This window comes from Pseudonocardia zijingensis, from assembly GCF_042657305.1.
GTDB classification, from domain to species: domain Bacteria; phylum Actinomycetota; class Actinomycetes; order Mycobacteriales; family Pseudonocardiaceae; genus Pseudonocardia; species Pseudonocardia zijingensis.
In genome coordinates this window covers 204,026-230,349 of record NZ_JBHSKO010000005.1, presented here as the reverse complement: position 1 = coordinate 230,349, position 26,324 = coordinate 204,026, and the positions used below count along the sequence as shown (strand labels likewise).

At 72.8% G+C, this 26,324-nt stretch carries 27 protein-coding genes, 2 tRNA genes and 1 other annotated feature; of the genes, 13 read left to right on the top strand and 16 right to left on the bottom strand.

The genetic code is table 11. The features are described 5' to 3' along the window. The first annotated feature begins 168 nt into the window (after positions 1–168). The 4 genes from ACFPL3_RS13225 (at position 169) to ACFPL3_RS13210 (ending at position 3,275) form a co-directional block, all read left to right on the top strand. Positions 169–903 carry an SDR family NAD(P)-dependent oxidoreductase gene (locus ACFPL3_RS13225; protein ID WP_343939270.1) on the top strand — a complete coding sequence of 245 codons (735 nt, stop codon included), beginning with the start codon at positions 169–171 and terminating at the stop codon, positions 901–903. Between the two features lie 71 nt (positions 904–974). Beyond that, positions 975–1,598: an NADPH-dependent F420 reductase gene (locus ACFPL3_RS13220; RefSeq protein WP_343939268.1), complete on the top strand. Its 624-nt coding sequence runs from the start codon at positions 975–977 to the stop codon at positions 1,596–1,598. 57 nt (positions 1,599–1,655) lie between these two features. Further along, complete coding sequence (locus tag ACFPL3_RS13215) at positions 1,656–2,279, top strand: NADPH-dependent F420 reductase (RefSeq protein ID WP_343939266.1); 624 nt, start codon at positions 1,656–1,658, stop codon at positions 2,277–2,279. Between the two features lie 48 nt (positions 2,280–2,327). After that, the gene (locus ACFPL3_RS13210; RefSeq protein ID WP_343939264.1) at positions 2,328–3,275 is read left to right on the top strand and encodes an SDR family oxidoreductase; all 948 of its coding nucleotides are present in this window, start codon (positions 2,328–2,330) and stop codon (positions 3,273–3,275) included. Positions 3,276–3,556: 281 nt separating this feature from the next. On the opposite strand, the gene ACFPL3_RS13205 is transcribed toward ACFPL3_RS13210, so the two are convergent. The 5 genes from ACFPL3_RS13205 to ACFPL3_RS13185 form a co-directional block, all read right to left on the bottom strand. Continuing rightward, positions 3,557–3,629 (bottom strand) — tRNA-Ala (locus tag ACFPL3_RS13205). Positions 3,630–3,668: 39 nt separating this feature from the next. After that, the gene (sepX, locus tag ACFPL3_RS13200; RefSeq protein ID WP_343939262.1) at positions 3,669–4,658 is read right to left on the bottom strand and encodes a divisome protein SepX/GlpR; all 990 of its coding nucleotides are present in this window, start codon (positions 4,656–4,658) and stop codon (positions 3,669–3,671) included. 140 nt (positions 4,659–4,798) lie between these two features. Then, positions 4,799–5,479, bottom strand: a complete 681-nt coding sequence (locus tag ACFPL3_RS13195) for a GNAT family N-acetyltransferase (RefSeq protein WP_343939260.1) — start codon at positions 5,477–5,479, stop codon at positions 4,799–4,801. A gap of 7 nt (positions 5,480–5,486) precedes the next feature. Beyond that, positions 5,487–6,713, bottom strand: coding sequence for a molybdotransferase-like divisome protein Glp (gene glp, locus ACFPL3_RS13190; RefSeq protein WP_343939258.1), 1,227 nt, complete (start codon positions 6,711–6,713; stop codon positions 5,487–5,489). 4 nt (positions 6,714–6,717) lie between these two features. Further along, positions 6,718–7,629, bottom strand: a complete 912-nt coding sequence (locus ACFPL3_RS13185; RefSeq protein ID WP_343939256.1) for a UTP--glucose-1-phosphate uridylyltransferase — start codon at positions 7,627–7,629, stop codon at positions 6,718–6,720. Positions 7,630–7,665: 36 nt separating this feature from the next. Here ACFPL3_RS13185 and ACFPL3_RS13180 point away from each other — a divergent pair, with 36 nt between their 5' ends. The 4 genes from ACFPL3_RS13180 (at position 7,666) to mscL (ending at position 9,823) form a co-directional block, all read left to right on the top strand. Continuing rightward, positions 7,666–8,271 (top strand): 5-formyltetrahydrofolate cyclo-ligase, encoded by a 606-nt coding sequence (locus ACFPL3_RS13180; protein ID WP_343939254.1) that lies wholly within the window; start codon positions 7,666–7,668, stop codon positions 8,269–8,271. A gap of 65 nt (positions 8,272–8,336) precedes the next feature. Next, entirely contained in the window at positions 8,337–8,678 is a 342-nt protein-coding gene (locus ACFPL3_RS13175; RefSeq protein ID WP_343939252.1) for an FmdB family zinc ribbon protein, read from the top strand. 92 nt (positions 8,679–8,770) lie between these two features. Continuing rightward, positions 8,771–9,412, top strand: coding sequence for an SAF domain-containing protein (locus tag ACFPL3_RS13170; protein ID WP_343939250.1), 642 nt, complete (start codon positions 8,771–8,773; stop codon positions 9,410–9,412). Further along, positions 9,413–9,823 (top strand): large conductance mechanosensitive channel protein MscL, encoded by a 411-nt coding sequence (gene mscL, locus ACFPL3_RS13165; RefSeq protein ID WP_343939248.1) that lies wholly within the window; start codon positions 9,413–9,415, stop codon positions 9,821–9,823. It abuts the gene before it with no gap. Here the strand turns inward: mscL and ACFPL3_RS13160 are convergent. After that, a complete protein-coding gene (locus ACFPL3_RS13160; protein ID WP_343939246.1) occupies positions 9,814–9,972 on the bottom strand; it encodes a hypothetical protein in 159 nt (52 codons plus the stop codon). The genes mscL and ACFPL3_RS13160 overlap by 10 nt on opposite strands. 34 nt (positions 9,973–10,006) lie before the next feature. On the opposite strand from ACFPL3_RS13160, the gene ACFPL3_RS13155 reads away from it, so the two are divergent. After that, entirely contained in the window at positions 10,007–10,294 is a 288-nt protein-coding gene (locus ACFPL3_RS13155) for a hypothetical protein (RefSeq protein ID WP_343939244.1), read from the top strand. A gap of 8 nt (positions 10,295–10,302) precedes the next feature. Here ACFPL3_RS13155 and ACFPL3_RS13150 read toward each other — a convergent pair whose 3' ends face one another. Continuing rightward, entirely contained in the window at positions 10,303–10,791 is a 489-nt protein-coding gene (locus tag ACFPL3_RS13150; protein ID WP_379589084.1) for a MogA/MoaB family molybdenum cofactor biosynthesis protein, read from the bottom strand. A 1,024-nt stretch (positions 10,792–11,815) separates the two neighbouring features. Then, on the bottom strand, positions 11,816–12,955 hold the full coding sequence (locus ACFPL3_RS13145) for a S1C family serine protease (protein ID WP_343939240.1): 1,140 nt from the start codon (positions 12,953–12,955) through the stop codon (positions 11,816–11,818). 10 nt (positions 12,956–12,965) lie between these two features. Here ACFPL3_RS13145 and ACFPL3_RS13140 point away from each other — a divergent pair, with 10 nt between their 5' ends. Further along, positions 12,966–13,199 carry a hypothetical protein gene (locus tag ACFPL3_RS13140; protein WP_343939238.1) on the top strand — a complete coding sequence of 78 codons (234 nt, stop codon included), beginning with the start codon at positions 12,966–12,968 and terminating at the stop codon, positions 13,197–13,199. 213 nt (positions 13,200–13,412) lie between these two features. Here ACFPL3_RS13140 and ACFPL3_RS13135 read toward each other — a convergent pair whose 3' ends face one another. Further along, complete coding sequence (locus tag ACFPL3_RS13135) at positions 13,413–14,795, bottom strand: HAMP domain-containing sensor histidine kinase (RefSeq protein ID WP_343939236.1); 1,383 nt, start codon at positions 14,793–14,795, stop codon at positions 13,413–13,415. Between the two features lie 50 nt (positions 14,796–14,845). Beyond that, complete coding sequence (locus ACFPL3_RS13130; protein WP_343939235.1) at positions 14,846–15,544, bottom strand: response regulator transcription factor; 699 nt, start codon at positions 15,542–15,544, stop codon at positions 14,846–14,848. Positions 15,545–15,856: 312 nt separating this feature from the next. Between ACFPL3_RS13130 and srmL the strand changes: the two genes are divergently transcribed. Continuing rightward, a complete protein-coding gene (gene srmL / locus ACFPL3_RS13125) occupies positions 15,857–17,113 on the top strand; it encodes a PheS-related mystery ligase SrmL (RefSeq protein WP_343939233.1) in 1,257 nt (418 codons plus the stop codon). Between the two features lie 11 nt (positions 17,114–17,124). Here the strand turns inward: srmL and ACFPL3_RS13120 are convergent, their stop codons facing one another. Beyond that, positions 17,125–17,850: an SIR2 family NAD-dependent protein deacylase gene (locus ACFPL3_RS13120; protein ID WP_343939231.1), complete on the bottom strand. Its 726-nt coding sequence runs from the start codon at positions 17,848–17,850 to the stop codon at positions 17,125–17,127. A 93-nt stretch (positions 17,851–17,943) separates the two neighbouring features. Here ACFPL3_RS13120 and ACFPL3_RS13115 point away from each other — a divergent pair, with 93 nt between their 5' ends. Both ACFPL3_RS13115 and ACFPL3_RS13110 read left to right on the top strand, forming a co-directional pair. Further along, positions 17,944–18,621, top strand: a complete 678-nt coding sequence (locus ACFPL3_RS13115) for a GAF and ANTAR domain-containing protein (protein ID WP_343939229.1) — start codon at positions 17,944–17,946, stop codon at positions 18,619–18,621. Between the two features lie 58 nt (positions 18,622–18,679). Further along, positions 18,680–18,752 (top strand) — tRNA-Arg (locus ACFPL3_RS13110). Positions 18,753–19,368: 616 nt separating this feature from the next. Here ACFPL3_RS13110 and ACFPL3_RS13105 read toward each other — a convergent pair. The 5 genes from ACFPL3_RS13105 to ACFPL3_RS13085 all read right to left on the bottom strand — a co-directional run bounded on the left by ACFPL3_RS13105 (position 19,369) and on the right by ACFPL3_RS13085 (position 26,281). Further along, positions 19,369–20,633 (bottom strand): IS3 family transposase gene (locus ACFPL3_RS13105; RefSeq protein ID WP_343939300.1). Its coding sequence is split into 2 segments (ribosomal slippage): positions 19,369–20,330 and positions 20,330–20,633, totalling 1,266 coding nucleotides; the frame shifts between segments, so codons are not numbered across the junction. After that, positions 20,200–20,334: a sequence feature (AL1L pseudoknot), on the bottom strand. Its footprint overlaps the gene before it by 135 nt. 370 nt (positions 20,634–21,003) lie before the next feature. Continuing rightward, on the bottom strand, positions 21,004–21,750 hold the full coding sequence (locus ACFPL3_RS13100; protein WP_343939227.1) for an NAD(P)-dependent oxidoreductase: 747 nt from the start codon (positions 21,748–21,750) through the stop codon (positions 21,004–21,006). Between the two features lie 176 nt (positions 21,751–21,926). After that, entirely contained in the window at positions 21,927–23,285 is a 1,359-nt protein-coding gene (locus tag ACFPL3_RS13095; protein WP_343939225.1) for an MFS transporter, read from the bottom strand. Between the two features lie 231 nt (positions 23,286–23,516). Continuing rightward, the gene (locus ACFPL3_RS13090; RefSeq protein WP_343939223.1) at positions 23,517–24,566 is read right to left on the bottom strand and encodes a mandelate racemase/muconate lactonizing enzyme family protein; all 1,050 of its coding nucleotides are present in this window, start codon (positions 24,564–24,566) and stop codon (positions 23,517–23,519) included. A 110-nt stretch (positions 24,567–24,676) separates the two neighbouring features. Then, the gene (locus tag ACFPL3_RS13085) at positions 24,677–26,281 is read right to left on the bottom strand and encodes an N-acyl-D-amino-acid deacylase family protein (protein WP_343939221.1); all 1,605 of its coding nucleotides are present in this window, start codon (positions 26,279–26,281) and stop codon (positions 24,677–24,679) included. Positions 26,282–26,324: the final 43 nt, after the last annotated feature.

The following is a 26,324-nucleotide window of genomic DNA, read 5'->3' as shown; positions in this document are numbered from 1 at the left end:
GGTCTTGGACACGCACTCAGGCCAATGGCATCGTGATCGGTGCCGAAAGAATTTGGTACACGAATTCGGGATCAGCATTCGACAGCAGGGCTCCAGCCCAGGGTAGGCACATCAAGAAACGGGCTTTTCCCGATCCAGTTCGGAGCCCATCATTTCAAAGGAGTGACCGTGGGGAAGCTCGACGGCAAGGTCGCGGTGATCACCGGAGGGTCCGCCGGCCTGGCACTGGCCGGCGCCGAACTGTTCGTCGTGGAAGGAGCACACGTCTTCATCCAGGCCCGGCGGAAGGAAGCGCTGGACGAGGCCGTCGCGCTGATCGGCCGCAACGTCACGGCCGTCCAGGGTGACGCGGCCGACCTGGGCGACCTGGACCGCTTGTTCGACACCGTCGAGCGGGAGAAGGGCTCGATCGACGTGCTGTGGGCCAGCGCGGGGATGGGCGAACCCGCCGTGCTCGGCGAGATCACCGAGGAACAGTTCGAACGCTCCTTCTCGCTCAACGCGCGCGGCACCCTGTTCACCGTGCAGAAGGCACTGCCGCTGATCAACGACAACGGCTCGATCATCATGACCGGTTCCAACGCCTCTCTCGGCGCCTTCCCCGGCTGGAGCCTCTACGCGGGAAGCAAAGCCGTTCAGCAGGCCTTTGCCCGCGTCTGGCTCAACGAGCTGCGCGACCGCAAGATCCGGGTCAACGTCCTGACCCCCGGCCAGGTCGGCACCGCCAAGCAGGAAGAGCTGTTCGACGAGGCAACGAGGGCCGCATTCGAGTCCCTCATTCCCCGCGGAACGATGGGCCGCCCCGAAGAGATCGCAACCATCGCCCTGTTCCTCGCATCCGACGACTCCAGCTATGTCAACGGCCTGGAGCTGGTCGCCGACGGCGGCACGACCGCCATCTGATCCACACACGAAACGAGTCGGAACGGTGCCTGGAGAACAGGCGCCTCAAGAACAGGAAGAGAGCACAGCTCATGAGCAGCATCACGTTCATCGGTGCGGGGAACATGGCCCGCACGATCGGCACGCGCGCGGTAGCGGGCGGCAACACCGTCGAGATCATGGCACGAGATCAGTCCAAGGCCGAGGACCTGGCCAAGGCTCTGGGCGGCGGCGCGACGACAGGTGAGTGGGGCGCCGTCCCGGCCGGGGACATCGTCATCACGGCCCTGTTGCACGCGGGTGTCGTTCCGACCGTCGCCGAGTACGGAGACGCCCTCGCGGGCAAGATCATCATCGACATCAGCAACCCCTTCAACGCCACGTTCGACGGGTTGGCCCACAGCGAGGAGACCTCGATCGCGCAGGAGGCCGCCAAGATCGCCCCGGCCGGCGCCAGCGTGTTCAAGGCCTTCAACACCATCTTCCGGGACGTCCTCGAGAAGGGCCGGCCCGACGTCTTCTTCGCCGGCGACGACCCGCAGGCCAAGGCGGCCGTGACGGCATTCATCGAGAGCCTCGGACTGCGCCCGCTGGACGTCGGCGGCCTGAAGATGGCGCATTGGCTGGAAAGAGCGGGCGTGCTCACGGTAGGCCTCGCCGGCAACGGGATCGGCCACGGGAACTTCGCCATGGGCGTCAAGGAATTCACAGACTGACCCCCTGGGCTGAGCAGTCGGCGAAGACACGACCACGCGAGGAAGAGAGCACTCACCATGAGCAGCATCAGTGTCATCGGACTGGGTGGCATGGCCCACGCCATCGCCGCGCGCGCGGTCGCGGGCGGCCACTCGGTCGAACTCATCGGCCGCGACCCGGCCAAGGCCAAGGGCCTGGCCGCCGAACTCGGTGTCGGGGCCACGGTGGGGACCTTCGGCACCGTTCCCGTGGGCGACATCGTCGTCCTGGCCGTGCCGTACGCCGGCGCCGTGCCGGTCGTCGCCCAGTACGGGGACGCACTCGCCGGCAAGGTCGTCATCGACATCTCCAACACCTTCAACGCCGACGCCACCGCGCTGGTCGTCCCCGATGGCACGTCCGGTGCGCAGGAGATCGCCAAGGCGATCCCCGCGAGCGCGCACGTCGTGAAGGCGTTCAACACCGTCTTCGGTCACGTGCTGGTCCAGGAGCGTCCGTTGGACGTGTTCTTCGCCGGAGATGACGCGCAGTCCAAGGCGAGCGTGTCGGCGTTCATCGAGAGCCTCGGACTGCGTCCCCTCGATGTCGGCGGCCTGGAGATGGCCCACTGGCTGGAAGGGGTCGGGCCGCTGCTGATGGGCCTGGCCCGCCACGGCGCGGGCACCTTCGACGTCGCGCTCGGCGTCGACATCCCCGGCTGAGGGCCCGACACCACCTCCCGCGCCACATCACTCACGAGGAGCAGGAACGTGCGCGTTCTCGTCACCGGTGGAACCGGCCATTCCGGTTCGTACATCATCCCCGAGCTCATCGCCGCCGGGCACGAGGTCACCGGCCTGGCCCGGTCGGACACGGCCGCGGCGGCGGTGTCCGCGCTCGGCGCCACGGTGCGTCGGGGCGACCTCGAGGATCTCGACGGGCTCAAGGAGGCGGCCGCCGATTCCGACGGCGTCATCCACGTCGCGCACAGGCAGGACCTGCTCCCCTCCGGCGGGATTAACGCCGTGGCCGCCGCCGAGCTCCCGATCGTGCTCGCGTACGGCGAGGCACTCGCGGGAACCGGAAAGCCGCTGGTCGCGGCGGGGAGCATCGGTTCGCCCGGGAATGGGGGAGGGAACCTGGGCCGCCCGGCCACCGAGGACGACCCGGCCCTTCCCGTCGGCGATGAGCACAAGGGCACCCTCCGGGCCCGCAACGTCGTGGAGACCGCGGTCATCGGCCTCGCCGAGCGGGGAGTGCGGTCTTCGGTCGTGCGGATCGCCAACATCGCGCACAGCACCTCCGACCGGGCCGGCTTCCTCCCCACGCTGATCGCCCTCGCGAAGGAGAAGGGCTTCGCCGGGTACCCCGGCGACGGCACGAACCAGTGGAACGCCGTGCACGCCCGCGACGCCGCCTCCTTGTTCCGCCTGGCGCTCGAGAAGGGCCCGGCCGGCAGGTACTGGCACGCCGTGGGGGACGGGGCCATCCCGGTCCGCGATATCGCCGAGGCCATCGGCAGCCGCCTGGGCCTGCCCGCCGTGAGCGTGCCCCTGGACGAACTGATGGTGCCGGGGTACTTCGGGTTCCTCGCGAACGTCGTCACGCAGAACTACCCGGCGTCCAACCTCATCACCCGCCGGACCCTGGGCTGGGAACCCGCTCAGCCCAGCCTGCTCGCCGATCTGGACAACGGCCACTACTTCCCCGCCGGCTGACGGAAGGCGGACACACATCGGGCATCCCCGAGGTTCAGGAAAGCCACATTCAGGGCCGCAGAGGGCCTGAAAGTGGCTTTCCTGAACTCCTCGGGAGGCGGGACGAGCACCCCCGGAAGGCACCCACCGAATCGACAGGCGCCGAAGATCGCCAACCGGCACCGCGGGGATGGGGGTCCGGGAGCGTAGCCCCCGGCTGGGGGTCTGGGGGCTCGGCCCCCAGAGGGAACGCGACCCCCCGACGAGGGGAGCGCAACCCGCGACCGCGGGTTGCCAGAGGGTGGAGCTGAGGGGAATCGAACCCCTGACCTACTCGATGCGAACGAGTCGCGCTACCAACTGCGCCACAGCCCCGGGTCCGGCGGACCGGACGTTGAAGACCTTAGCAGGGGGTCATTCGCCCGCCGCACGGCGGTAGCCGGGTCGGGCCGGGCCGCCGAGGTCGTAGAGGTCGGGGTCGTCCTCGTCGGCTTCGAGGAGCGAGGTGCCGGCGGGCAGCGCGGGGGGTGGGGCGGGGCGCAGGCGCGGGAGGGCGGGTTCGGGGTCGGCCGGTTCGGGCTCGTCGTGCTCGGCGCGGGCGGCCTCGTGGTCGCGTCCGTCGTCTGCGGTGTCGTCCTCGTCGTCCCAGTCGTCGTGCTGGTCGTCGGCGTAGTCGTCGGCCCAGTCGTCGTCGGCGGCGTGGTGGTCGTCGCGGCGGGTGAGTTCGCGGCCGCGGCGGGCCCACGCGTCGAGCTCGGGGTCGTCGGCGGCTGCGGGGCGGCGGGTGCCTGCCATGCGGGCGGCTCGGCGTTCGCGGATCGCTTCCTCGAGCCGGACCTGGCGGCGCAGGTAGACGAGGTAGCCGACGAGTGCGAGGTCGACGGCGCCGTGCACCCACCACATGCCCTGGACGACGGCGGCGGCGATGACGCCGGTGACGAGCGCCGTGATCAGCATGGTGAGAACGACCCGCTGGCGGAAGGCGTAGCGGGTGCGGGCGGCGAGGGCGGCGGCCTCGGGATCGAACCCGCCACGGCCGGGGCGGTAGCGGGGCTGCGGGGGTTCCCAGCGGCGGTCGTCGTGGGCGGCGACCCCGCGGGCCGGCGGGTCGTCGTAGTCGTCGACCCGGTCGTGGTCGTGGTCGTCGATCCGGTCGTGGCCGTCGATCCGGTCGTGGTCCTGGTCGTCGTCCTCGATCTCGACGCGGCCCGTCTCGTCCATCCCGTCCACCTCCCGTTCGCGGCCCGGGGCCGGAACCTGGCGCTGCCGCGGTCGGTCGAGCACCCGCCCGGACAGGGCGGCGACGCTCGGTCGTGCCACTTCCTGCCGGCGTCGCGCCACGGCGGGGACGAGGATGAGCAGCCAGACCACGACCAGGCTCGCGAAGATCATCGAGCTCGGCACGGCTGCCTCCTACCCCTCCCCCACGGCGCAGTCCCGGGGCGATCCGGTGTACCCCGGACAAGATCGCTCCCGCGGGTCCACGGTAGTGAGCGCCACCGGGTGAGGGTGGCAACGACGCGCCGACGCGCCGAGGTTCACCCCTACGCCGGTGTGGTGTGGACGCGTTCCGCGCGGCCCGCCGCGACGAGCCGGCCGGTGAGCCCGCCGGGGCGCGTCTCGTCGGCGGTGAGGGCGAAGCAGGCGTGGTCGCGCCAGTCGCCGTCGACGTCGAGGTAGCGGCGGAAGAGCCCTTCCTCGCGGAACCCGAGCTTTTCGAGGACGCGCAGGCTGGCGGCGTTCTCCGGGCGGACGGTTGCCTCGACGCGGTGCAGGCCGACGCGGGTGAAGCAGTGGTCGACGACGAGCGCGACGGCCCCGGTGATCACGCCGCCGCCCGCGACGGAGGAGTCGACCCAGTAGCCGACGTAGGCCGACAGCAGTGGTTCCCGGACGACGTTGCCGACCATGACGTGCCCGACGAACCGGTCGTCGAGGGTGACGGCGAACGGGAGGGCGGTGCCGCGGCGCCCGGCGGCGCGCAGCTGCAGCCAGCGGGCGGGCCACTCGCCGGGGGCGTGGCGCTCGGCCCAGCTGCCGGGCATGGTGGGTTCCCACGGCGCGAGGTACTGCTCGTCGCGGATCCGGATGGCCGACCAGACGCCGCCGTCGCGCAGGCGGACGGGGCGCAGTGCCACCACGCCCGCGCGGACGCGCAGCGGCCCGAGCCGCGCCGGCCAGCCGGGGTGGCGGGCGGACGACCGGCCCGGGTACGCGTGCGCCATCGGGCCTTCAGTGGGGTGCGGGCAGGAACGCCACGCTGACCTGTTCGTCGACCGTGGCTTCCGTGAGGTCCTCGGGGAGGACGATGAGCCCGTTGGCCTCGCCGATGGACGACAGCAGGTGCGTGCCGGAGGTGCCGAGGGGTTGCACGAGGTAGTCGCCGGTGGCCTCTTCGCGCAGGAGCCTGCCGCGCAGGTAGCCGCGGCGGCCCTTCACCGAGACCACGGGGGACGTGAGCCGGGCCGAGACCATGCGCCGGTACGGGTCGGTGCGGCCGAGCGCGAGGCGCACGAGCGGGCGGACCAGCACCTCGAACAGCAGCAGCGCCGTGGCCGGGTACGAGGGGAACACGAAGGTGGGCACGGCGTCGGGCCCGAGCCGCCCGAACGCCTGGGTGGAGCCGGGGTGCATGGCGACGCGGGTGATGTCGAGGTCGCCGAGGCCGGCGAGCGCGGAGCGCACCTCGGCTCCCGCGGAGCCGCCTGCCGCACCGCACACGACGATCACGTCGCTGAACGGGAGACGGTCCTGCAGGGCGGCGCACACCTCGCGCGCGTCGCCGCGGACGAGCCCGGCCCGCGCGGTCTCGGCGCCGGCCTCGCGCGCGGCCGCGGTGAGGGCGTGCGAGCAGACGTCGGCGAGCTGGCCCGCGCCGGGGGTGCGGGCGAGCTCCACGAGCTCGTCTCCCACGGAGATCACCGACACGCGGGGCTTCGGGTGCACGAGCACCTTGTCGCGGCCGGCCGCGGCCAGCATGGCCACCTGGGCGGCGCCGATCACGGTGTCGCGGCGCACGGCGACGTCGCCGGGCTGCACGTCCTCGCCGATGCGCCGCACGAACGCGGCGGACGGCACGCCCTGGTGGATGTCGAGGCGGGCGGTGCCCGCGTCGGTGTTGGCGACCGGGACGACGGCGTCGGCGAGGGTGGGCAGGGGCGCGCCCGTGGCGACTCGCACCGCCTGGCCGGGCTGCAGCCTCAGCGGCTGGCGCGAGCCGGCCGGGATCTCCCCGACGACCGGCAGGGACACCGGGTCGGACACCGACGCGCCGACGAGGTCGACGCTGCGCACCGCGTAGCCCTCGATCGCCGCCTGGTCGAAGCCGGGAAGCGGGCGGGAGGACACGACGTCCTCCGCGCAGCGCAGTCCGTGCGCGTCCGAGATCGCGACCCGCACCGGGGCGGGTCGCACCGCCGCGGAGAGGATCCGCTCGAGCTGCTCGTCGACGGTGCGCACCGCGTCAACTTTCCAGGCGGGCGGCCAGCCAGGCACGCAGGTCTGGGCCGATGTCCGGGTCGGCGAGGGCGAAGTCGACGTAGGCGCGGACGTACCCGGCCGGGTTGCCGAGGTCGTGGTGGCCGCCGCGGTGCACCACCACGTGGACGGGGTGGCCCTCGTCGATCAGGAGCGCGATGGCGTCGGTGAGCTGCAGCTCGCCGCCCGCGCCCGGCTCGATCCGGTCGAGGGCGTCGAAGACGGCCCGGTCGAGCAGGTAGCGCCCGGCGGCCGCGAACGTGGACGGGGCCTCGTCCGGCGCCGGCTTCTCGACCATGCCACGGACGCGCTTCACGTCGTCGTCGTCGGTGTCCTCGACCTGGAAGACACCGTAGGCCGCGGTGGCCTCGCGCGGGACGTCGAAGGCGCAGAGCACGCTGCCGCCGTAGCGCTCGCGCACCTGCGCCATCGTGGTGAGCACCCCGGTGGGCAGCACGAGGTCGTCGGGCAGCAGCACGGCGAACGCCTGCTCGTCGGGCCCGATGGCGGGGCGGGCGCAGCCGACGGCGTGGCCGAGGCCCCGCGGCTCGTCCTGGGTGACGGTGCGCACGGCGATCAGCTCGTGGGCCCGGCGCACCTTCGCGACCAGCTCCTCCTTGCCGCGTTCCGCGAGCTCCTTCTCCAGCTCGGGCGACTCGGCGAAGTAGGCGGCCACGGAGTCCTTGCCGGGCGAGCTGACGATCAGCAGCTGCTCGGCACCCGCCTCCGCGGCCTCGGCGGCGACGAGCTCGATGCCCGGCGTGTCGACGACCGGGAGCAGCTCCTTCGGCACGGCCTTGGTGGTGGGCAGGAAACGGGTGCCCAGACCGGCGGCCGGAACCACCGCGGAGCGGAACGGCAGCTTGCCAGGGCCCTCGTCGCGCTCTCGCTCGCTCATGGTCGGCGAGCCTAACGGCGAGAGTAGGGTCATCGCGTGTCAGGACGCGCCGTTCTTGCCGAGAAGAACCGGTGGCGTACCGCTCTCGTGGCTGCTCGGCGGGCCCTTCCCGCTGCCGAGCGGGCGGCGCGGGCCACGGCGCTGGCCGCCGCAGCGGTCCGTCTGGCCGCCACCACCGGCGGGCCGGTGTGCGCGTACCTCCCCGTCGGTTCCGAGCCCGGGTCGCCGGAGCTCGCCGACGCCCTGCACGACGCGGGCCACGAGGTCCTCCTGCCCGTGGTGCCACCCGAAGCCGGTCCGCTCGACTGGGCCGTCTACACCGGTCCCCGCTCGTTGCGGCCCGGCCCGCACGGTCTGCGCGAGCCGTCGGGGCCGCGTCTCGGGCCCGACGCGATCGCCCGCGCACGCCTCGTGCTCGTGCCGGGACTCGCTGTGGACCGGCGTGGCGTGCGGCTCGGCCGCGGCGGCGGCTACTACGACCGCAGCCTCCCGCTGGTCGGGCCGCAGGTACCCATCGTGATCGTGCTCAACGACGAGGAAATCGTCGACGAGCTACCCGCCGAGCCGCACGACCGTCCGGTGACCGGTGCGCTGCTGCCCGGAGCGGGCCTCGTCACGCTGGGGAACAACAGCGGGCACTGACGGGTTATGCTGGCACTCAGACTGTTCGAGTGCCAGCTCGATCGTGTGTGCCTCCGGAGGGACACGTGCCGACCTACCAGTACGCCTGCACCGCCTGCGACCACCGGTTCGAGGCCGTGCAGTCCTTCACCGACGCGTCGCTCACCGAATGCCCGGCGTGTTCGGGCCACCTGCGCAAGGTGTTCTCGTCGGTCGGCATCGTGTTCAAGGGCAGCGGCTTCTACCGCACCGACAGCCGTTCCGGCGGCGGTGGCGTCGCCGCCGGCAGCGACTCCGGCAAGAGCGACTCGGGCAAGAGCGAGTCCAGCTCGTCCGCGCCGTCGTCGAACGGCTCGAAGGACAGCTCCTCGTCGTCGTCGTCGAGCTCGAGCGGCTCGTCGAGCGCTCCCGCCGCCGCCGCGTCCTGAGCGCGGCCGCACCCATCCACATCGCCACCCGGTTGTCCACAGGCCGGTCGTCCCGGCCCCGGTGACCCCGCCGCCGCCCTAGCGTCGGCCGCATGACCGACTCCCGGCTCGCGCCCCGGCCGCTCGCCCGGCTCGGCACGCTCCTGGGGGCGCCGGGCTGGCGGCGGATCGCGCTGCTGCGCCGGGTCGCCGCGGGCGTTCTCGCCGCATTCGCGCTGGTGCTGGCCGTCGCGCCCGGTCCCGACCGCGCCGGCGTGCCCGTGGTCGTCGCCGCCGTCGACGTCGTGGCGGGAGCCACGCTCGCCCCCCACCACCTGGCCGTGCGCCACTGGCCCGCCGAGCTCGTACCCGGAGGAGCCCTCCCCGATCAGGCAGGCGCCGAGGGCCGCGTGCTCGTGGGCGCGGCGCGGGCGGGCGAACCGATCACCGACACCCGGCTGGCCGGTCCCACGGCCGCGCTGGGCGCGCCTCCCGGCTCGGCCGCCGTGCCCGTACGGCTGGCCGACGCCGGGGCGGCCGCGTTGCTCGTGCCGGGGAGCACCGTCGACGTCGTCACGCTCGGTGCGGCGAGCGACGACCCGATCGTGCTCGCCGTGGGCGCCTCCGTGCTGGCGGTCCTGCCTCCCGACTCACCGTCGTCGGGGCGGTTGGTGCTGGTGGCGATGCCGTCCGCGGTGGCGGCGCGGGTGGCGGCGGCCTCATTGTCCGAGCAGGTGGCCGTTACCCTGCGGTGAGTGATCAAAGGATTCAAGGACTTCATCCTGCGCGGCAACGTCGTCGACCTCGCCGTCGCGGTGGTCATCGGGGCGGCGTTCGGCAGCATCGTCACCTCGTTCACCCAACGCATCCTGCAGCCGCTCATCAACGCGATCACGCCCCCGGAGAGCCCCGGGTTCGGGATCCAGATCGTGCCGGGCAAGGAGAGCACCTACATCGACATCGCCTCGGTGATCTCGGCCGCGCTCAACTTCCTCATCGTGGCCGCCGTCGTCTACTTCCTGATCGTGCTCCCGCTGAACCACCTCAAGGAGCGGCGCAAGCGCGGTGAGGAGGCCGGCCCGGCGGAGCCCACCGACGTCGAACTGCTCATCGAGATCCGCGACCTGCTGCGCGAGCAGCGCGCAGGCAGCGGCGGTCACTCCTGATCGTGGTGGGGCGGCCGGTCGGCCAGTAGAGCGGCGTCGGCGGAGCGGGGGTCCTGCGGGTCCTCGCGCTCGTCCGAGGTGGTATCGGGGAGCACGTCGCCGAACACCTCGTCGAGCCGGCGACGCACCTGTTCGGGCAGTTCGTCCACCCCACCATCGTGCACCGGTGCCACCATGGTCCGCATGGGACTCACGGACAAGGCCAAGGAACTCGCCGACACCGCGCTGACCAAGGCCGGCGAGCTGTCGGAGGTGGCGCGTGAGAAGGCGCCCGGCTACCTCGACCGGGCCGCCGACCTGGCGGTGAAAGCCACCGACGCCGCCGCCGGCGGGGTGGACCGCGCGACCGGTGGGCGCTTCCACGAGCGGATCGAGGAGGTCACCGCGAAGGTGGGGGCCTCGCTGGACCGCCCGCGCCCGGCCGACTCCCCCACCGTGGTGGTGGAGCCCGACGAGCCCAAGCAGCCCTAGGGCCACGCTCAGTCGAGCCCGGACAGCTCCGAGATCACGTGGGAGACGAGCGGGGTGAGCGTGGCCATCCCGTCGCGCACGGCCGCGCGGGACGGCGCCAGGTTCACCACGAGCGTGCTGCCGGACACCCCGACGAGCCCGCGTGACAGCCCGGCGTCCACCGCGCCCGCGGCGAGGCCGGAGGCGCGGATGGCCTCGGCGATGCCGGGGATCGGCCGGTCGAGCACGCCCGCGGTGGCGTCGGCGGTGACGTCGCGGGGGGACACCCCGGTGCCCCCCACCGTGACCACCAGGTCGACCCCGCCGATCACGGCGGTGTTGAGCGCGTTGCGGATCGCCACCGGGTCGCCCGGCACCACGACGACACCGTCGACCACCAGGCGCGCCTCCTCGAGCAGCTCCGTGACGAGCGGCCCGATGGAGTCCTCTCGTTCGCCGTGGCTCACCCGGTCGTCCACGACCACCACGAGGGCTCGACCGATCTGGGGCGGCGCCATCTCCATGCCACTCACCGTAGCGGGGAGGCCCGAGGTCCTTGGTCACCCGGTCCGGGGACGCCGGGTCGCGCCGGCGCTGGGAGGGGGTACCGGCGCCGACGCGACGGGCGCTCGGCGTGGGGCACCACGACCGAGACCACTGAACGAGACCAGAACGTCACCCTCCGCGTCAACTGCTGGCCACGACGATCCACCTGAGGTGCGAACCCACCGCCGCAGGTACCCGCACACCGAGCCGCCGAACTTCTGGCTCCGGCTGATCCGGCAGGCGCGGCATGATCACGGCTTCGGCGCATTCTCGGGCGTTTTCGACCCGGGAATGCGCCAACCCCCTGATCATGAGCCAAGTTGGCGGCCCGAGGTCGTCGATCAAGGGGAAATGACCGCTAGATGATCTCTGAGAGCAACCATTTCCCCTTGATCGCGTATAGCCTCCGACCCGGGCCTGCCGGTGAAGCCTGCCGCGCAGGCCCTGGCCCGACCGCGGTGACCACGGCACGCCTGGGGCCTCCGGTGGCGCCACGCATCGTGCGGGGCATTCACGTGGGCAGACAGGGCCTGCCCGGTGGCCGCGGCGCCACCGGAGGCCGGTCCCGCGGCCATGATCACGGGTTTGGCGCATTCTCGGGCGAGATAGACCCGGGAATGCGCCAACTCTGTGATCATGGCCAAATTGGCGGCCCCGGGGCCGTCGAGAGTGGCCGTTTCGCCCCTGATCGCCGCGGAACCCAGGCCTCCCGGGGAGGCTGCCTCCTGGTGGCGCCGCGCCCCATCGGGCAGGCCCTGGCCTGCCCGCGGCGCCTGCCGTAGGGCGGCCCCGCACGATGCGCGGCGCCACCAGGAGGCCCTGCGATGCGGGCACTGAGGGCCAGGGATTGGACTCCCGGTCGTCGAGAGTCGCCGTCCGGCGCCGATGACGCCGGCCTGATCAGCGACGCGGCCCTTCTAGGCCGTGTTCAAGAAGTCCTGATCGCGGTCTTCGCGCCCAGGCGACCCCCATCGACCCGGACTTCCTAAACACGGCCTAGTTCGGGGCCGCGGTGAGGGTGGCCTGCACCGTGCGGTCGGCGAGCTGGATCTCGACCACCTCGCCCGGGGCGCGGGACCCGACCGCCGCCTGCAGGTCGGTGCCGGTGGAGATGCGCTGGTCGCCGAAGCGGAGCACGACGTCGCCCTCGCGGATGCCCGCCAGCTGGGCGGCCCCGCCGGGGGTGACGCCCCGGATGATCGCCCCGGCCTGCCGGGGGTCGTCGGCCACGGTGACGCCGAGGACGGCGCGGGAGGCGCGCCCGGTGCGCTCGAGCTCCTCCGCCACCCGGCGGGCCTGGTTGATCGGGATCGAGAAGCCGACGCCGATCGACCCGCCCTGGGCGCCGGTGGTGGCGATCGCGGAGTTGATGCCGACGACCCGGCCCTCCATGTCGACCAGTGGCCCGCCGGAGTTGCCGGGGTTGATCGCGGCGTCGGTCTGCAGCGCGTTCAGGACGGTGGGGGTGTTGGCGCCCGCCTCCTCGCCGACGTTCACGGCGCGGTCGACGGCGCTGATGATCCCGGTGGTGACGGTGCCGCCGAGGCCGAGCGGCGCACCGAAGGCCACGACCTGCTGGCCGACGCGGATCGAGTCGGAGTTGCCGAGCTCGACGGGGGTGAGCCCGGTGAGGTTCTGGGCGCGGAGCACGGCGACGTCCGAGCTCGGGTCGCGGCCGACGATCTGGGCCTGGGCGGTGGTGCCGTCGTGGAACACCGCGGTGACGGTGCCCGCCTGAGCCGCCTCCTCCACGACGTGGTTGTTGGTGAGCATCAGGCCGTCGGCGCTCAGGACCATCCCCGAGCCCTCGCCGGTGGCCGTGGGGCCCTCGACGCGCAGCTGCACGACGCTCGGCAGCACCCGTGCCGCGACCGCCTCCACCGGGGTGGTGGGAGCGGCGGCCTCGTCGACGGACGGCAGCGGCTGCCCCAGCACGCCGATCGATCCGCCGCGTCCGCCGGCCAGCGAATTGCCGACGACCCCGCCGATCAGCCCGGACAGCAGCACCGCCACCAGCCCGAGCCCGATCAGGGCGCCCCGGCGCGGCGCCCGCTGCCGCGGCGGCGGGAGCTGGTACGGGCCGAACCCGTGGGCCTGTGTGGCGGCGTTCGGTGCGGGCGCGCCGTACCCGGGCACGGGGTACTGGGTGGTGCTCTGCTGCGGCGCCCCGTACTGGGACCCGCTGTACGGGTCGGCGCTGTACTGGTTGGCGCTGTACTGGTTCGCGTTGGGCTGGTTGGCGGCGTATTGGGGCGGGCTGTACCGGGACGCGCTCGACCACGGCGGCGCCGCCGGGCTGCCCGGCGCCCACTGGGAGTCGCCGGAAGTCTGCTGGGTGGGCCAGCCGCCCGACCAGGACGAGGCCGGCGGTGGGGAGTAGGAGCCGACGTCACCCTGCCCAGCGGGTGGGGGGAACTCCGCCGTGGCCGCTGCGGGTGGCTGCGCGCCGGCGCTGCGTGGACCCCCCTCGTCCGGCCCTCCCGCAGCCCCGTTGTGGTCGGAAGGGTGGTTCGCCATGCCATCACCGAATTCGCGTCAGGGGACGTGCGGTCCCCAGCCTAGCGACGCGCGGGGTGTTCCATCGATCTTCCGGTCAGGCGAACAAACGGTGTCCCGGCAGCCGCATCGCGAGCAGTGCGCCGCCCTCCGGGGCCCGCCCGGCCCAGACCGCGCCGCCGTGCCGCACGGCCACCTGCCGCACGATCGCGAGGCCCAGCCCGGAGCCGGGCATCGTCCGGGACGTGGCAGCCCGGTAGAAGCGCTCGAACACCAGCGGAAGGTCCTCCTCGGCGATCCCCGGCCCGGCGTCGGCCACCTCGAGCACCACCGACCACTCGTCCACCGGCCGCATCTGCACGCGCACCCGTCCCCCGGGCGGGCTCCACTTCGCGGCGTTGTCGAGCAGGTTCAGCACGGCGCGTTCGAGCGCGGTGGCGTCCCCCATGAGCGTCCAGGGCACCAGCATCGGGTCGAACTCGACGTCACCCGACCGCCGCCGCGCCCGTTCGAGCGCCCGCATGATGACGTCGGTGAGTTCGAGGGGCTCGTGCACGACCATCGGGGCGTCATCGCGTGCCAGCTCGACGAGGTCGCCGACCAGCGTGGACAGCTCGGCCACCTGCGCCTGGACGTCGTCGAGGATCTCGGCGCGCTCGGACTCGGGCAGGCTGGGCGCGCCGGGCCTGCTGGCGGCGGCGAGCAGCTCCAGATTGGTGCGCATCGAGGTGAGCGGTGTGCGCAGCTCGTGCCCGGCGTCCGCCACGAGCCGCCGCTGCTGTTCCTGCGACGCGGCGAGGGCGCCGAGCATCTCGTTGAAGCTGGCCGTGAGCCGCGCGAGCTCGTCGGACCCCTCCACCGGGATCGGTCGCAGGTCCCCGGTGGCGGCGACGCGCTCGGTGGCGGCGGTGAGCCGGTCGACCGGGCGCAGCCCGGCGCGCGCGACCGCCACGCCCGCGAACGCCGCGACCACCACCCCGAGCCCGCCGACGATCGGCAGCGCGAACCCGAGCTTCGTGAGCACCTGCTCGGTGGCGTCGAGGCGCTGCGCGATGACGAGCGCCTGCGCGGGCCCGGCCTGGACGGCCACCACCCGGTACGGCACCCCGTCCTCGGTGGCCGTCCTCGTGGAGGAGCTGACCTCGCCCTTGGCAACCTCCAGCTCGTCGGCGCCCAGCGGGGGCGCGGACGCCGCTCCCTCCGCGGAGATCGCCTGCCCGTTCGCGAGCAACAGCGCGAGCCGGATGTCACCCGCGCCGAGCACCTCGGTGGGGATCGTGGCGAGCTGCTGCGGGTCGGCGAGCTCGCTCTGCGCCGCGGCGGACGCGCGCTGGAGCAGGTTGGCGTCGAGCGTCTGCAGGATGTTGACCCGCACGGTGACGAACGCGGCGGCCGACACCAGCACCACCGCCAGCGCCGCCACGAGCGCGGCCAGCGCGCCGACGCGGGTACGCAGCGAGAGCTGGTCGAACCGCTCCATGCCGGGCGTCCCGTTCGGCCTCGCGGGCCGCTGCGGCACACCGGGCCACGTCACGGCGGCGTGTCGCGCAGGACGTACCCCACGCCGCGAACGGTGTGGATCAGCCTCGGCTCACCCTCGGCCTCGGTCTTGCGCCGCAGGTAGCCGATGTAGACCTCGAGGGCGTTGCCGGTGGTCGGGAAGTCGTAGCCCCAGACCTGCTCCAGGATCTGGGCGCGGGTGAGCACCCGGCGCGGGTTGGTGAGCAGCAGCTCCAGCAGCGAGAACTCGGTGCGGGTGAGGCTGATGTGCCGGTCACCCCGGCGGACCTCGCGGGTGTCGGGGTCGAGCGAGAGGTCGGCGAACTCCAGCGGCTTGCTCTGGCCGGCCGCGGCGGCGATGTCGTCGGGTGAGCGCCTGCGCAGCAACGCGCGCAGGCGGGCGAGCAGCTCCTCGAGCGCGAACGGCTTGGGCAGGTAGTCGTCGGCGCCCGCGTCTAGCCCGGCCACCCGGTCCGACACGGCGTCGCGGGCCGTGAGGACGAGGATCGGCAGCTCGTCGCCCGCGGCGCGCATCCGGCGGCACACCTCGAGCCCGTCGAGGCGAGGCATCATCACATCGAGGACCATCGCGTCCGGGCGCTGGTTGAGCACGGCGTCGAGAGCTGCCTGCCCGTCGCCGGCGAGCTCCACCTGGTAGCCGTTGAAGGCCAGCGAACGGCGCAGTGACTCCCGGACGGACCGGTCGTCGTCGACGACGAGGATGCGCATGCCGCAAGTGTGAACCGGCGATCTGAGACGTGCCTGAGAGCTGCCTGTGTCGCGGGCAACGTTCCCCCCGCGGGTGACCAGGGATTTCAGCGGCACGGCGCGGGCTGCCGCGCTACCGTTCCTGCATGGTGCACACGCAGCGGTTTCCCCGCCCCCGGCCGCGGTGCGGCCGCGGGGGCGCAGGCGCATCCGTCTGATCCCGCGCGCCGGAGCGACCGGGGGGGTGAGCCCCGCCTGCCGGCCCCCGTCGGTGCCGAGCAGGCACGCTCGGAGGCGCCGGCCGAGCGCCTCCTCCGAACGGGAGGACCCGTCGTGCCCACCACCCTCTCCCCCGAGCAGGTCGCCGCGGCGCTCGCGCTGCGCGACCTCTCCGACCCCGCGCAGGGCCCGCACGCCGTCGGGCTCGTGCTCGACGCCGTGGTCGGCGCGCTCGCCGCCCGCTGGGCCTGCAGCGTGCGCGTGCTGCGCTCGTCGCCCGCCGTGGCCGTCGAGGACAACTACGACCGCCTCGGCTACCCGCCCGCGGCGGTCACCCGCGACTCGCGCTACTCGCGCTACCTCGGCGACACGGTGATGCTGCGCAGCCACACCTCCGCCGGCGTGCCACCGGCGTTGCGCGCCCTCGCCGCCGAGCCGGACCCGCCCGACGACGTCCTGCTCGTGCTGCCCGGGCTCGTGTACCGGCGCGACGTCATCGACCGCACGCACGTGGGCGAACCCCACCAGGTCGACCTGTGGCGCATCACCCGGGGCGTCGTCGACCTGGACGAGATGGTCGGCACGGTCGGCGAGGCCGTTCTGCCAGGGGCCGGCCTGCGCACCGTGCCCGCCCGCCACCCGTACACCGAGCAGGGGCGCCAGGTGGACGTCCGCATCGACGACGAGTGGGTCGAGCTCGCGGAGTGCGGGCTCGCCGCGCCGCACGTGCTGGCCGGGGCGGGGCTGGACCCGGACCGCCGGCGCGGCCTCGCCCTCGGCATGGGCCTCGACCGGGCCGTGATGCTGCGCAAGGGCCTGCCGGACATCCGGCTGCTGCGCGCCACCGACCCGCGGATCGCCGAACAGATGCTGGACCTCTCGCCGTGGCGGCAGGTCTCGATGCTGCCGCCCGTCCGGCGCGACCTCTCGGTGGTCACCGCGGCCGGCACCGACGACGAGGTGCTCGGCGACCGTGTCCGCTCCGCCCTCGGCGCCGACGCCGACCTGCTCGAGAGCCTCACGGTGCTGGCCCGCACGCCCCACGAGCGGCTGCCCGCCCCGGCGCGCGACCGCCTGGGCACCGTTCCCGGGCAGGACAACGTGCTGCTGCGGATGGTGCTGCGCCCGCTCGACCGCACGCTCACCGACGCCCGGGCCAACGCCGTACGCGACCGCGTCTACGCCGCCTTGCACGAGGGGCCCTACCAGGAGTGGTCCTGGTTGCCGGAACGGCAACAACGCTCGACGGGGTCAACGGCCGGCGGGCACGGTGCCGGCATGGATGACAAGGACGTGTTCTCCGCGGCGAGCGAGGCCGAGGTGTGCGAGCGGGTGCTCGGCGACGCCCGGCACGGCCTCACCCCGGAATGACCGCGGGGTGATCAGGAGGCGGCCCACTGCGCCAGCACGTCCTGCGCGTCGCCCACCACGCGGGCGTGGAACGCAGGGTCGACCGGACCGTCCGGGTGGAGGTCGACGTTCACACAGAACGCGCCGGCCGCGCGGGCCGTGGGCGCCAGCCAGGACGCGGGCGCCACCCGGCCCGAGGTACCGACCGCGAGGAAGAGGTCGCACGCCGACACGAGCCGGCGCGCCGCGCCGAGCGCCTCCGGGTCGAGCACCTCGCCGAAGAGGACGACGGCGGGCCGCGCCGGTTCGGTGCAGCGCGCGCACCGCGGCGGCTCGGCGCGCCGCGCCTCGTCGGCGGGCCCGGTCCAGCCGCAGAAGTCGTCGTCGAGGCAGCGGGCCCGACCCGCGGAACCGTGCAGCTCCACGACGTCGACGGAGCCCGCGGCCTGGTGCAGCCCGTCGACGTTCTGGGTGATCACCGCTGCCCCGGCGGCCGCGAGCGCGCGGTGCGCGGGCGTGGGCCCGGCGGCCGCGGCCGTGTTCCACATGCCGCCCCAGACCTCCCAGAGCGCGTCGACGTTGCCGGGAAGCAGGTGGGCGTGCATGGCCCGCTCCACCTCGGGCGCCAGCGTCCAGAGCCCGTCCGGGCCGCGGAACGTGCCGAGCCCGGCGGCCACGCTGATCCCGGCTCCGGTGAGCGCGCAGATCCGCGTGAACCGCTCCCGCGGCGCGACCTCGTCGAGGGTGCTGACGTCCACGCGCTCCGGCCTCCCGCCACATCGCGAACAATGAATAGGCCACCAGGGTAGAAGTGGGTTCCGCTGCACGCTGCCATGCGTAAGATCCGCTCGGTGGACGTATCGAATCGGCTGATTGCCGAGGCGTTCGTCGAGCTCGCCGACCGACCCGCTGCCCGTATCGGCCGGCTCGCCGACCGCTGCGTCCAGTTGCTCGGGGCGGACGCCGCGGGGGCGCTGCTGGCCGGCCCGTCCAACGGCTCGACGGCTGCGCTGGACACGCGCCCGGTGCAGGTGAACGAAGGCCCCGGCATCGAGTGCCTCACCACCGGGCTACCGGTCCGCTGCCTCGACCTCGACACCGCCTGGCCACGCTGGCCTCGCTTCACCCCACCCGCCCTCGAGGCCGGGTTCGGCTCGGTCTACGCGTTCCCCATGCGGCACAGCGGCGGGACCGTCGGCGCGCTCGAGGTCTTCGCCGCTCACGCCGTCGGACTCGGCGACGACGAGCTCGCGCTCGCCCAGGGGCTGGCCGACATCGCCGCCGTCGGTATCGTCCACGAGCGCGTCGCACGCGAGGCCACCACCCGGGTCGAGCAGCTCCAGCAGGCCCTGAACAGCAGGGTCACCATCGAGCAGGCCAAGGGCATCATCGCCGAGCGCTACGAGATCGACGTCGACACGGCGTTCAGCGCCCTGCGCGACTACGCCCGCAGCCACGGCAGGCGGCTGCACGACGTGGCCGAGGCCGTGGTCACCACGCCCACCGGCTCGGCCACCTGCTCGCAGTGACGCCGCCTGTCGACGTTGCCGCCGGGCGGGCGGAGCGCCCCGGGTACGCTGCCGCCAGGCCCTCGTAGCTCAGGGGATAGAGCACCGCTCTCCTAAAGCGGGTGTCGCAGGTTCGAATCCTGCCGGGGGCACGCAGGTCAGCAGCTCGGGCCACCGATCAGGTTCTCCGACGGGGAGCCATTCGGGGAGCGAGAGCGCTAGCTTCGCTCCCGTGGCGCGCAAGCCGACCCGCCAGCGGGGCGAGATCGAGGCCAGGGCCAGCGGCTCCCTGCGGGTCCGCGTGTACGCAGGCGTCGATGCCCTGACGGGCGCCGGCACTACCTCACGGAGTCCGTGCCTGCCGGGCCGAAGGCGTACGCGGAAGCGGAGAAGATCCGCAGGCGCCTCGTCAACCAGGTCGACGAGGCAGTGCAACCCGCGCACGAAGGCCACGGTCAACCAGCTCATGGACCGCTACCTCGAACTCCTCGACGTCGAGGAGACGACGCTCGAGCGGTACGAGCAGGCGATCCGCATCCACATCCGCCCCACTCCTTGGGCATCTGCCCGTCGCGAAGCTCGACGGCGAGACGCTCGACGCCCACCAGGCGATCCTGCGCCGGTGCCGGACGCACTGCGGCGGGCGGCCACGCGTCGAGCACGCCACAGCCGGCCCGCACAGCTGCTCTCCCGCCTGCAAACCCCACGTCTGCCGACCGCTGGCCACCTCGACGATCTGACTCGCCCTGGGTCTGATGGAGGCCCGGTCTATGGGATTCCGACCGCAGTGCGGTCGTCCCGTTGGGCAGCGTAGAACGTCTGCTCGAACTCGGTCGGTGGCCGGTCGTCGAGGTAGGCGTGCAGGCGCCCGGTGTTGTGCCGGTGCACCCAGCCCAGCGTGGCGAGTTCGACGTCCTCGACGGTCTTCCACGGCTGCCGGCGGGCGGGTCCGCGGATCAGCTCTGCCTTGTAGTAGCCGTTGACCGTCTCGGCCAGGGCGTTGTCGTAGGAGTCGCCGACCGAGCCGATCGACGGGACTGCGCCGATCTCGGCGAGCCGCTCGCCATAGCGCACCGATGTGAACTGCGACCCGGCATCCGAGTGACACCGCAGCCCGGCCAGCGTGGTGCCGCGTGACCAGCGGGCCATCTCGATGGCGTCGAGCACCATGCTGGTGCGCATGTGCCCGGCGACGCGCCACCCGACGATCGCCCGGGAGAAGGCGTCGACGATGAAACACACGTAAGCCACCCCCGCCCAGGTCGGGACGTAGGTCAGGTCAGTGACCCACAGCTGGTTCGGTGCCTCGGCCTGAAAGTGGCGGCCGACCAGGTCGGGGTGGCGGGCTGCGACGGGATCGGGCCGGGTGGTGCGCACCTTCTTGGTCCTCCGGACGCCCTCGATCCCAGCCATGCGCATGAGGCGGGCGACCTGATCACGGCCCACCTTCAGGCCGGCCCGGCGGGCGGCCTTCCAGAGTTTGCGAGCCCCATAGACGCGGTAGTTGTCTTTCCACAACGTGACCAGCTGCGGGGTCAGTTCCGCGTCGCGGCATGCCCGCTTCGAGGGTGGGCGGGTCTTCGCGGCGTAGTAGGTGCTCGGGGCCACCTGCAGGACCCGGCAGATGGGCTCGACCCCGAGCGGCTTTCCTTCAACCACGTCGTCGCGGTGGGCGTCGATGAACGCCACTACCTGCGATGCTGGCGGTCGAGCTCCGCCCCGAAGAAACTCGCGGCCCTCTTCAAAATCTCGTTCGCCCGGCGCAGCTCGCGGACCTCCTGCTCGAGCTCGCGGACCCGGGCAGCCTCGTCGGTGCTCACGCCGGGTTCGTGCCCGTCGTCGATGTCGGCCTGGCGCACCCACAACCGCACCGACTCGACCCCGTAGCCGAGCTGCTCGGCCACCCGCTTCACGGTGCCATGATCGCTGCCCAACTCCGCGCGCAATGTCCGAACCATCCTCACCGCGGCGGTCTTCTCCTCCTCGGAGTACCGGCGCGTGGTCGGCTTGCCCGGCGACTGCTCTCTCGGCATGACTCCATCCTCGTTTCCAAGGTCAGGAGCCTCCACAGGACCCAGGGCGAGTCACGGATCGTCGCCGCGCCCCCTCCACCGCGGCGAGCATCGGAGCGCTGGTCGGGCCTCCGCTTCCCCCGCCGTTGACACCGACGCGTCAAACACCGGCGATGCCTCGACAGGCGCGGTCACCGGTCACCTCGAGTACTGGCGTACCGGGTTCGACTGGCGGGCCCAAGAGGCTGCGGCCGGGTCGCCGGCAGGGGTGTGACCGGTAGCTCGGCAGGACTCAGGGCGTCATGGGCCGCCACTCCGACGACGTCCGGAGCCGCTCATCCCGGCCCTCGGCGCCCTTGCGCCATGATCGGCGAGTTCCGGCCCCACCGCCTCAATAGCCGTCATGAACGAGATTGGTAAGAGGGCGTCCGGCTCCGAACAGGGCGATCTGCTCGGCAGCGACGCGGTAGGCACGAACGAGCGCGCCCGGCGTGTTGCTGCCGATGTGCGGGGTGAGGAGGAGGCCGGGTGCCCGCCACAGCGGGTGCTCTGGCGGGAGTGGCTCGGGGTCGGTGACGTCCAGAGCCGCCCGCAGGCGACCGCTGCTCAGCTCGGCCACCAGCGCACCGGTGTTCACCACCGCACCGCGGCCGGCATTCACCAGGACCGCTCCGCGGGGCATCGCGGACAGGAACCCGGCATCGACGAGTCCTCGCGTGGCATCCGTCAGCGGAACGACCACGACGCAGGCGTCGTGCGCCGGGAGCAGCCGGTGGACCTCCTCCACCCCGTGGACGCCGGGCCGAGGAGTCCGTCCGACCATCGTCGTCGTGACCTCGAACGCGGCGAGGCGCCGCGCGACGTGCGACGCGATGTCACCGGCGCCGAGGATCAGCACCCGCTTCCCGTCCAGATCGTCCACCGGGGAGGGCGACCAGCGGCCCTGCAACTGGTCGCGCATGAAGTGCGGGATGTTCCGCCATGTCGCGAGGAGTGCGGCGAGCACCCAGTCGGCGGTGGCGGCCCCGTGTGCGCCTCGACAGTCGGACAATTGCACCGCGCGGGGCACCTTCCCCGTCCAGATCTCCGCGCCGGCGGACAGCAGCTGCACGAGCTCGAGCCGCGGCATCGCCTTCATGAGCGCCGCAGTGTCCGTCGGTGCCAGCGGAGGGATCAGGACCGGTGCTGTCGCCGCCGCGTCGGGCAGTGGGGCGTTCGGCTCGTACGGAACGGGCTCGACAGCCGGGACGTCCCCCAACAGTTCGGGGCCGTCCCGGTGCGGAACCAGCACGACCAGGGGTCTGGCGGGCGCCGTCACCGGTCGACCTGCGCGCGCGTGGCGTCGATCGGGGTGGTTAGGTCCCGGTCCCTCGTCTCGGGAGCCAGCCGTGACGCGACGAAGCTCATCGCCGCCATCGCGGACATGTACACGGCGACCGGCACCCAGGACCCGGCGAACGCGCCGATCAGGGCGGCGCAGATGAGCGGGGCGAGCCCGCCCCCGAGTACCGCGGCGAACTCGCGGCCGAGCGTAACCCCGGCGTAGCGGTAGCGGTTCCCGAACAGCTCCGGGTAGTAGCTCATCTGGACCCCGGACGAGCCGAACCCGGCAAGCACGAATCCGAGGATGATCGTGACGCTGATCGCGACCGGGGACCCGGTGTGCAGGGCGATGAAGGAGGGCCCCGGAATCAGGACCATCGCGCCGAGGATCGCCGAGTAGACGGGCTTGCGCCCGATCCGGTCGGACAGGATGCCGAATCCGACGGTGGCCACCCCGCCGCACACGGCGGCGACGAGCAGCAGCGGCGGCACGAAGGCCGGGTCGACACTCATGGCGGTGATCAGATACGAGGCCATGAAGACCTGGTAGGTATACGACTGGGCACCGGCCCCCAGCGTCATGAAGATCACCAGCAGCAGCGGTCGCCTGCCGTTGCGGAAGATCTCCGCGACGGGTTTGCGAGGTTCGATGTGCTGTCGCTTGAGGTCCTGGAAGACGGGGCTCTCGTTGAGCCTCCGGCGGATCAGCAGTGCGACGACGGTGACTCCGAGGCTGGAGAGGAACACGAGGCGCCATCCCCAGATCAGGACCTGGTCCTGCGGGAGGAGTTGCACCAGCGCCCAGACGCCCGCGCCGGCAGCCGTTCCCGCCGCAGCGCCCGCGATGACGAGCGAGGCCAGCCGGCCCCGACGCCCCCGGGGCGCGGTCTCGGTCAGCAGGGTGGCCCCGCCGGACTGCTCGGCGCCGGCCCCGAAGCCCTGCATAAAGCGGCAGGCGACCAGCAGCACCGGAGCCAGGACGCCGACCTGCTCGTAGGTGGGCAGTAGGCCGATGGCCATCGTCGAGATGCCCATCAGCAGGAGGGTGCAGACGAGCACCCATTTGCGTCCCAGCCGATCGCCGAACCGGGAGAAGAACAGCCCACCCAGCGGTCGGGCCGCGAACCCGACGGCGTAGGCGCCGAAGCTGGCGATCACACCGGCAACGGGCGAGAAGTTGGGGAAGAACAACGTGGAGAAGACCAGCGCCGACGCCGTGCCGTAGATGACGAAGTCGTACTGTTCGAGCGCGGTTCCGATGAACCCCGCCCATGCGGCGCGCCGCGTACCGGAGCGAGGAGCACCGTGCGCGGCCGGGGCCGGTGCGGGCCGTTCTGTTCCCGAGGCCATCACCGCGCTCCAGCCGTTGGGCACGGGAGCCCCACGGCGGGGCGAGCGGGTCCCAGGTCTGTCCGATCAGGATGCAGCGACGTCATCGTCGTTCCCTCGTTGTCGTGGACTCGGTCCGGTGGGTGGTCGGGGCGTGACAGGGCCTGGCACCGACGTATTGGGACGTGGGTGTCGCGGAAGTCCGGCGCGGAGGCTCAGCTCACCGGCCGGTTCGCCTGGTGGGCCGCCCCGTCACGGTCGGAGCAGCGCGGACGCGTCGGCGTAGCGGCCGAGCGACTCGGGGTCGAGATCGACGCCGAGGCCGGGCCGGTCCGGGACGGCGAGCATCCCGTCAGCGTCGAGTCGCCAGGGCGTGGTCGTGATGTCATCGACGTAGGGGGACCCGGTGACGTACTCGACGAGGTCCGTCTCGGGGAGCGCCGACGCCAGGTGCAGGTCGGCGGCGAGCCCGATGGCCGTGTTCCACCCGTGCGGAATGAGCCGCAGGCCGTGGTCGTGCGCGGCCCACCCGATCCGGCGCTGCTCGCTGAGCCCGCCGACCTTCGTGACGTCGGGCTGGACGATGTCGAAGCAGCCGGCCTCGATCCACGGATGGAAGCTCTGCCGCCGGGTTAGAACCTCACCACCGGCTATCGGGACTGGTGCCGCGCGGCGCAGCGCCGCGTAGTCGGCGAGCGCGTCGGGACTCAGCGGCTCCTCGAACCAGGCGACGTCGTGGTCGTCGAGCATCCGTGCGGTGCGCAGCGCCCACTTGTAGCCGTTCGTCCACCCGCTGTCACTGCCGCCCGCATCCACCATCAGGAGCGCATCCGGACCGACGGCGTCGCGGGCCGCGGCCACGATCCGCTCGTCGAGCGCCGAACTCACCCGCCCGAACGGCCCCCAGCCGATCTTGAACGCGGTCCATCCGCCGTCGGCCAGCCGCCGCAGGTGCTCGGCCAGGGCCTCTGGCTCCTCCATCAGGAGGGAGGCGTAGGGGCGGACCCGCTGGCGGTACCGGCCGCCGAGCAGCCTCCCGACGGGTTGACCGGTGACCTTGCCGAGGATGTCCCACAGCGCGGTGTCGACGCCGCTGATCGTGTGGGTGATCGCCCCACCGCGCCCGAGCCAGAAGGTGGAGCGGTGCAGGCGCTCGGAGACCCGTTCCGGCTCGGTCGCCTCCTCGCCGGCCAGCAGCGGAGAGAGCACCTCGAGCGCGGCCTGCACCAGCGCCTCGCTGGTGAAGACGCTCCCGACGCCGACCACCCCCTCGTCGGTGTGCACCGCCACGAGCGTGTGCACGACGTCTTCCTGGGTGAGCTCCTCCTCCCATCCCCCCGCAGGGGTCGCCCCGCGGAGACCGACGGCTCGGATGTCACGAATCTTCATAAGTGCCTTTCGGTGTATTGCGCTCAGAAGGAGCGACGGAGGTGAACGCCGGCTCGCGCACCGAGGTGCACCCCCCGGTCGACGACCTGGACTCCGTTCACCAGGACATGCGGCACCCCGGCCGCGTACGTCCCCTGCCGGTAGGTGGAGGTGTCCTGCTCGGCGAGGACCGCGACGTCCAGCACGGCGACGTCGGCGTGGCAGCCGGGGACGAGGCGCCCCCGGTCTGCCAGTCCGAAGTGGTCGGCGACCATCGAGGTCATCTTGCGCACGGCCTCGGCCAGCGTGAGGGTTCCGCGTTGCAGCACGTGGTGGGTCAGGTAGTGGGTGTGACCGGTGAAGAACAGCGGATGGCGGGTGCGGGCGGCGAGCACCCCGTCGGTCCGGCTCGTGAAGCCGTCAACGCCGAGGCAGAACAGCCGGTGCTCCACGGCGTCCGCGACGTGCTCCGGGGTGAACAGCCGCCCCATGAGCTGCACGGCGGGCATGTCCGCCCCCGCGGCCTGCAGGACGTCGAACAGGCAGTCCCACGGGTCGCGGCCCAGGCGCTCGGCGATCTCGGGGAAGCCGAGCCCCTCCAGCTCCGGCGTGGCCGGGCTGACCGCGAGGGTGACCCGGTCCCACTGTCCCCGGTGCAGGAACCGCCAGTACCGGTCGCAGTCCCCGCGCAGCTGTTGACGCACCTCCGGGTCGGCTAGCCGCTGCGCCGCCCGGACCGGCCCGTCGGCGACCAGCCAGGCGGGCAGCAGGCCGATGGCGAGACCGATGCCGTCCGGGTACGGAGTGATGTCGGCCAGCACGTCGAGCCCCGCCTCCCGCTCGGCGTCGAGGCGCTCCACCGCGCGGGCCCAGGCGTCTGGAGCCGCACCCGTGTCGTAGCGGACGTTCAGGTGGGACAGCTGGGCACGGAGCCCAGTGCGCCGGGCAACGTCGAAGAACTCGTCCACGGCGGCACCGAGATGCGCGTCGCGGTTGCGGATGTGGCTGGCATAGAGCCCACCGTGCCGGGCGACCCGCGCGGCCGTGCGGGTGAGTTCCGCAGTCGTGGCGTCGCGGCCCGAGCCGTACTCGAGTCCGGTCGAGAGTCCGATGGCCCCGGCGTCCAGCGCCTCGTCGAGCAGGCGGTCGACGCGTGTGGCCTCGTCGTCGGTGACCCGGTCCCCGTGGATCCCGGCGGCGTCGCGCAGCGCGGTGTGCCCGACGAACCAGGCGAGGTTCTGCGCGGTGCCCCCGCCGTGCACCCGTTGCAGGAGCTCACCGAACGAGCGCCAGTCGACCTCACCCTCGTAGCCGAAGGCGGCCAGTGCGGCGCCGGCCTCCCGTGCGTTGCCGTCGGTGAGCGGGGCGTAGGTGACCCCGCAGTTCCCGACGACCTCGGTGGTCACTCCCTGCCGGATCGTGCTCTGCGCGTCCCGGTTGCCGAGGATCGACCAGTCGGAATGGCTGTGCGGATCGATGAACCCCGGCGTGACGGTCAGCCCGGTCGCATCGATGGTCCGCGCCGCGCGGGTCTCGATCTCCGGTCGTACGGCGACGACCTTCCCGTCCGCGACGGCGACGTCCGCCCGCAGCGGCCGGGCGCCGGTCCCGTCGATGACGGTCCCGTTCCGGATCAGGACGTCGAGCACGGGCGCACTCCCGGCGATCGCAGGTCGTTCCCGGTCGGACGCC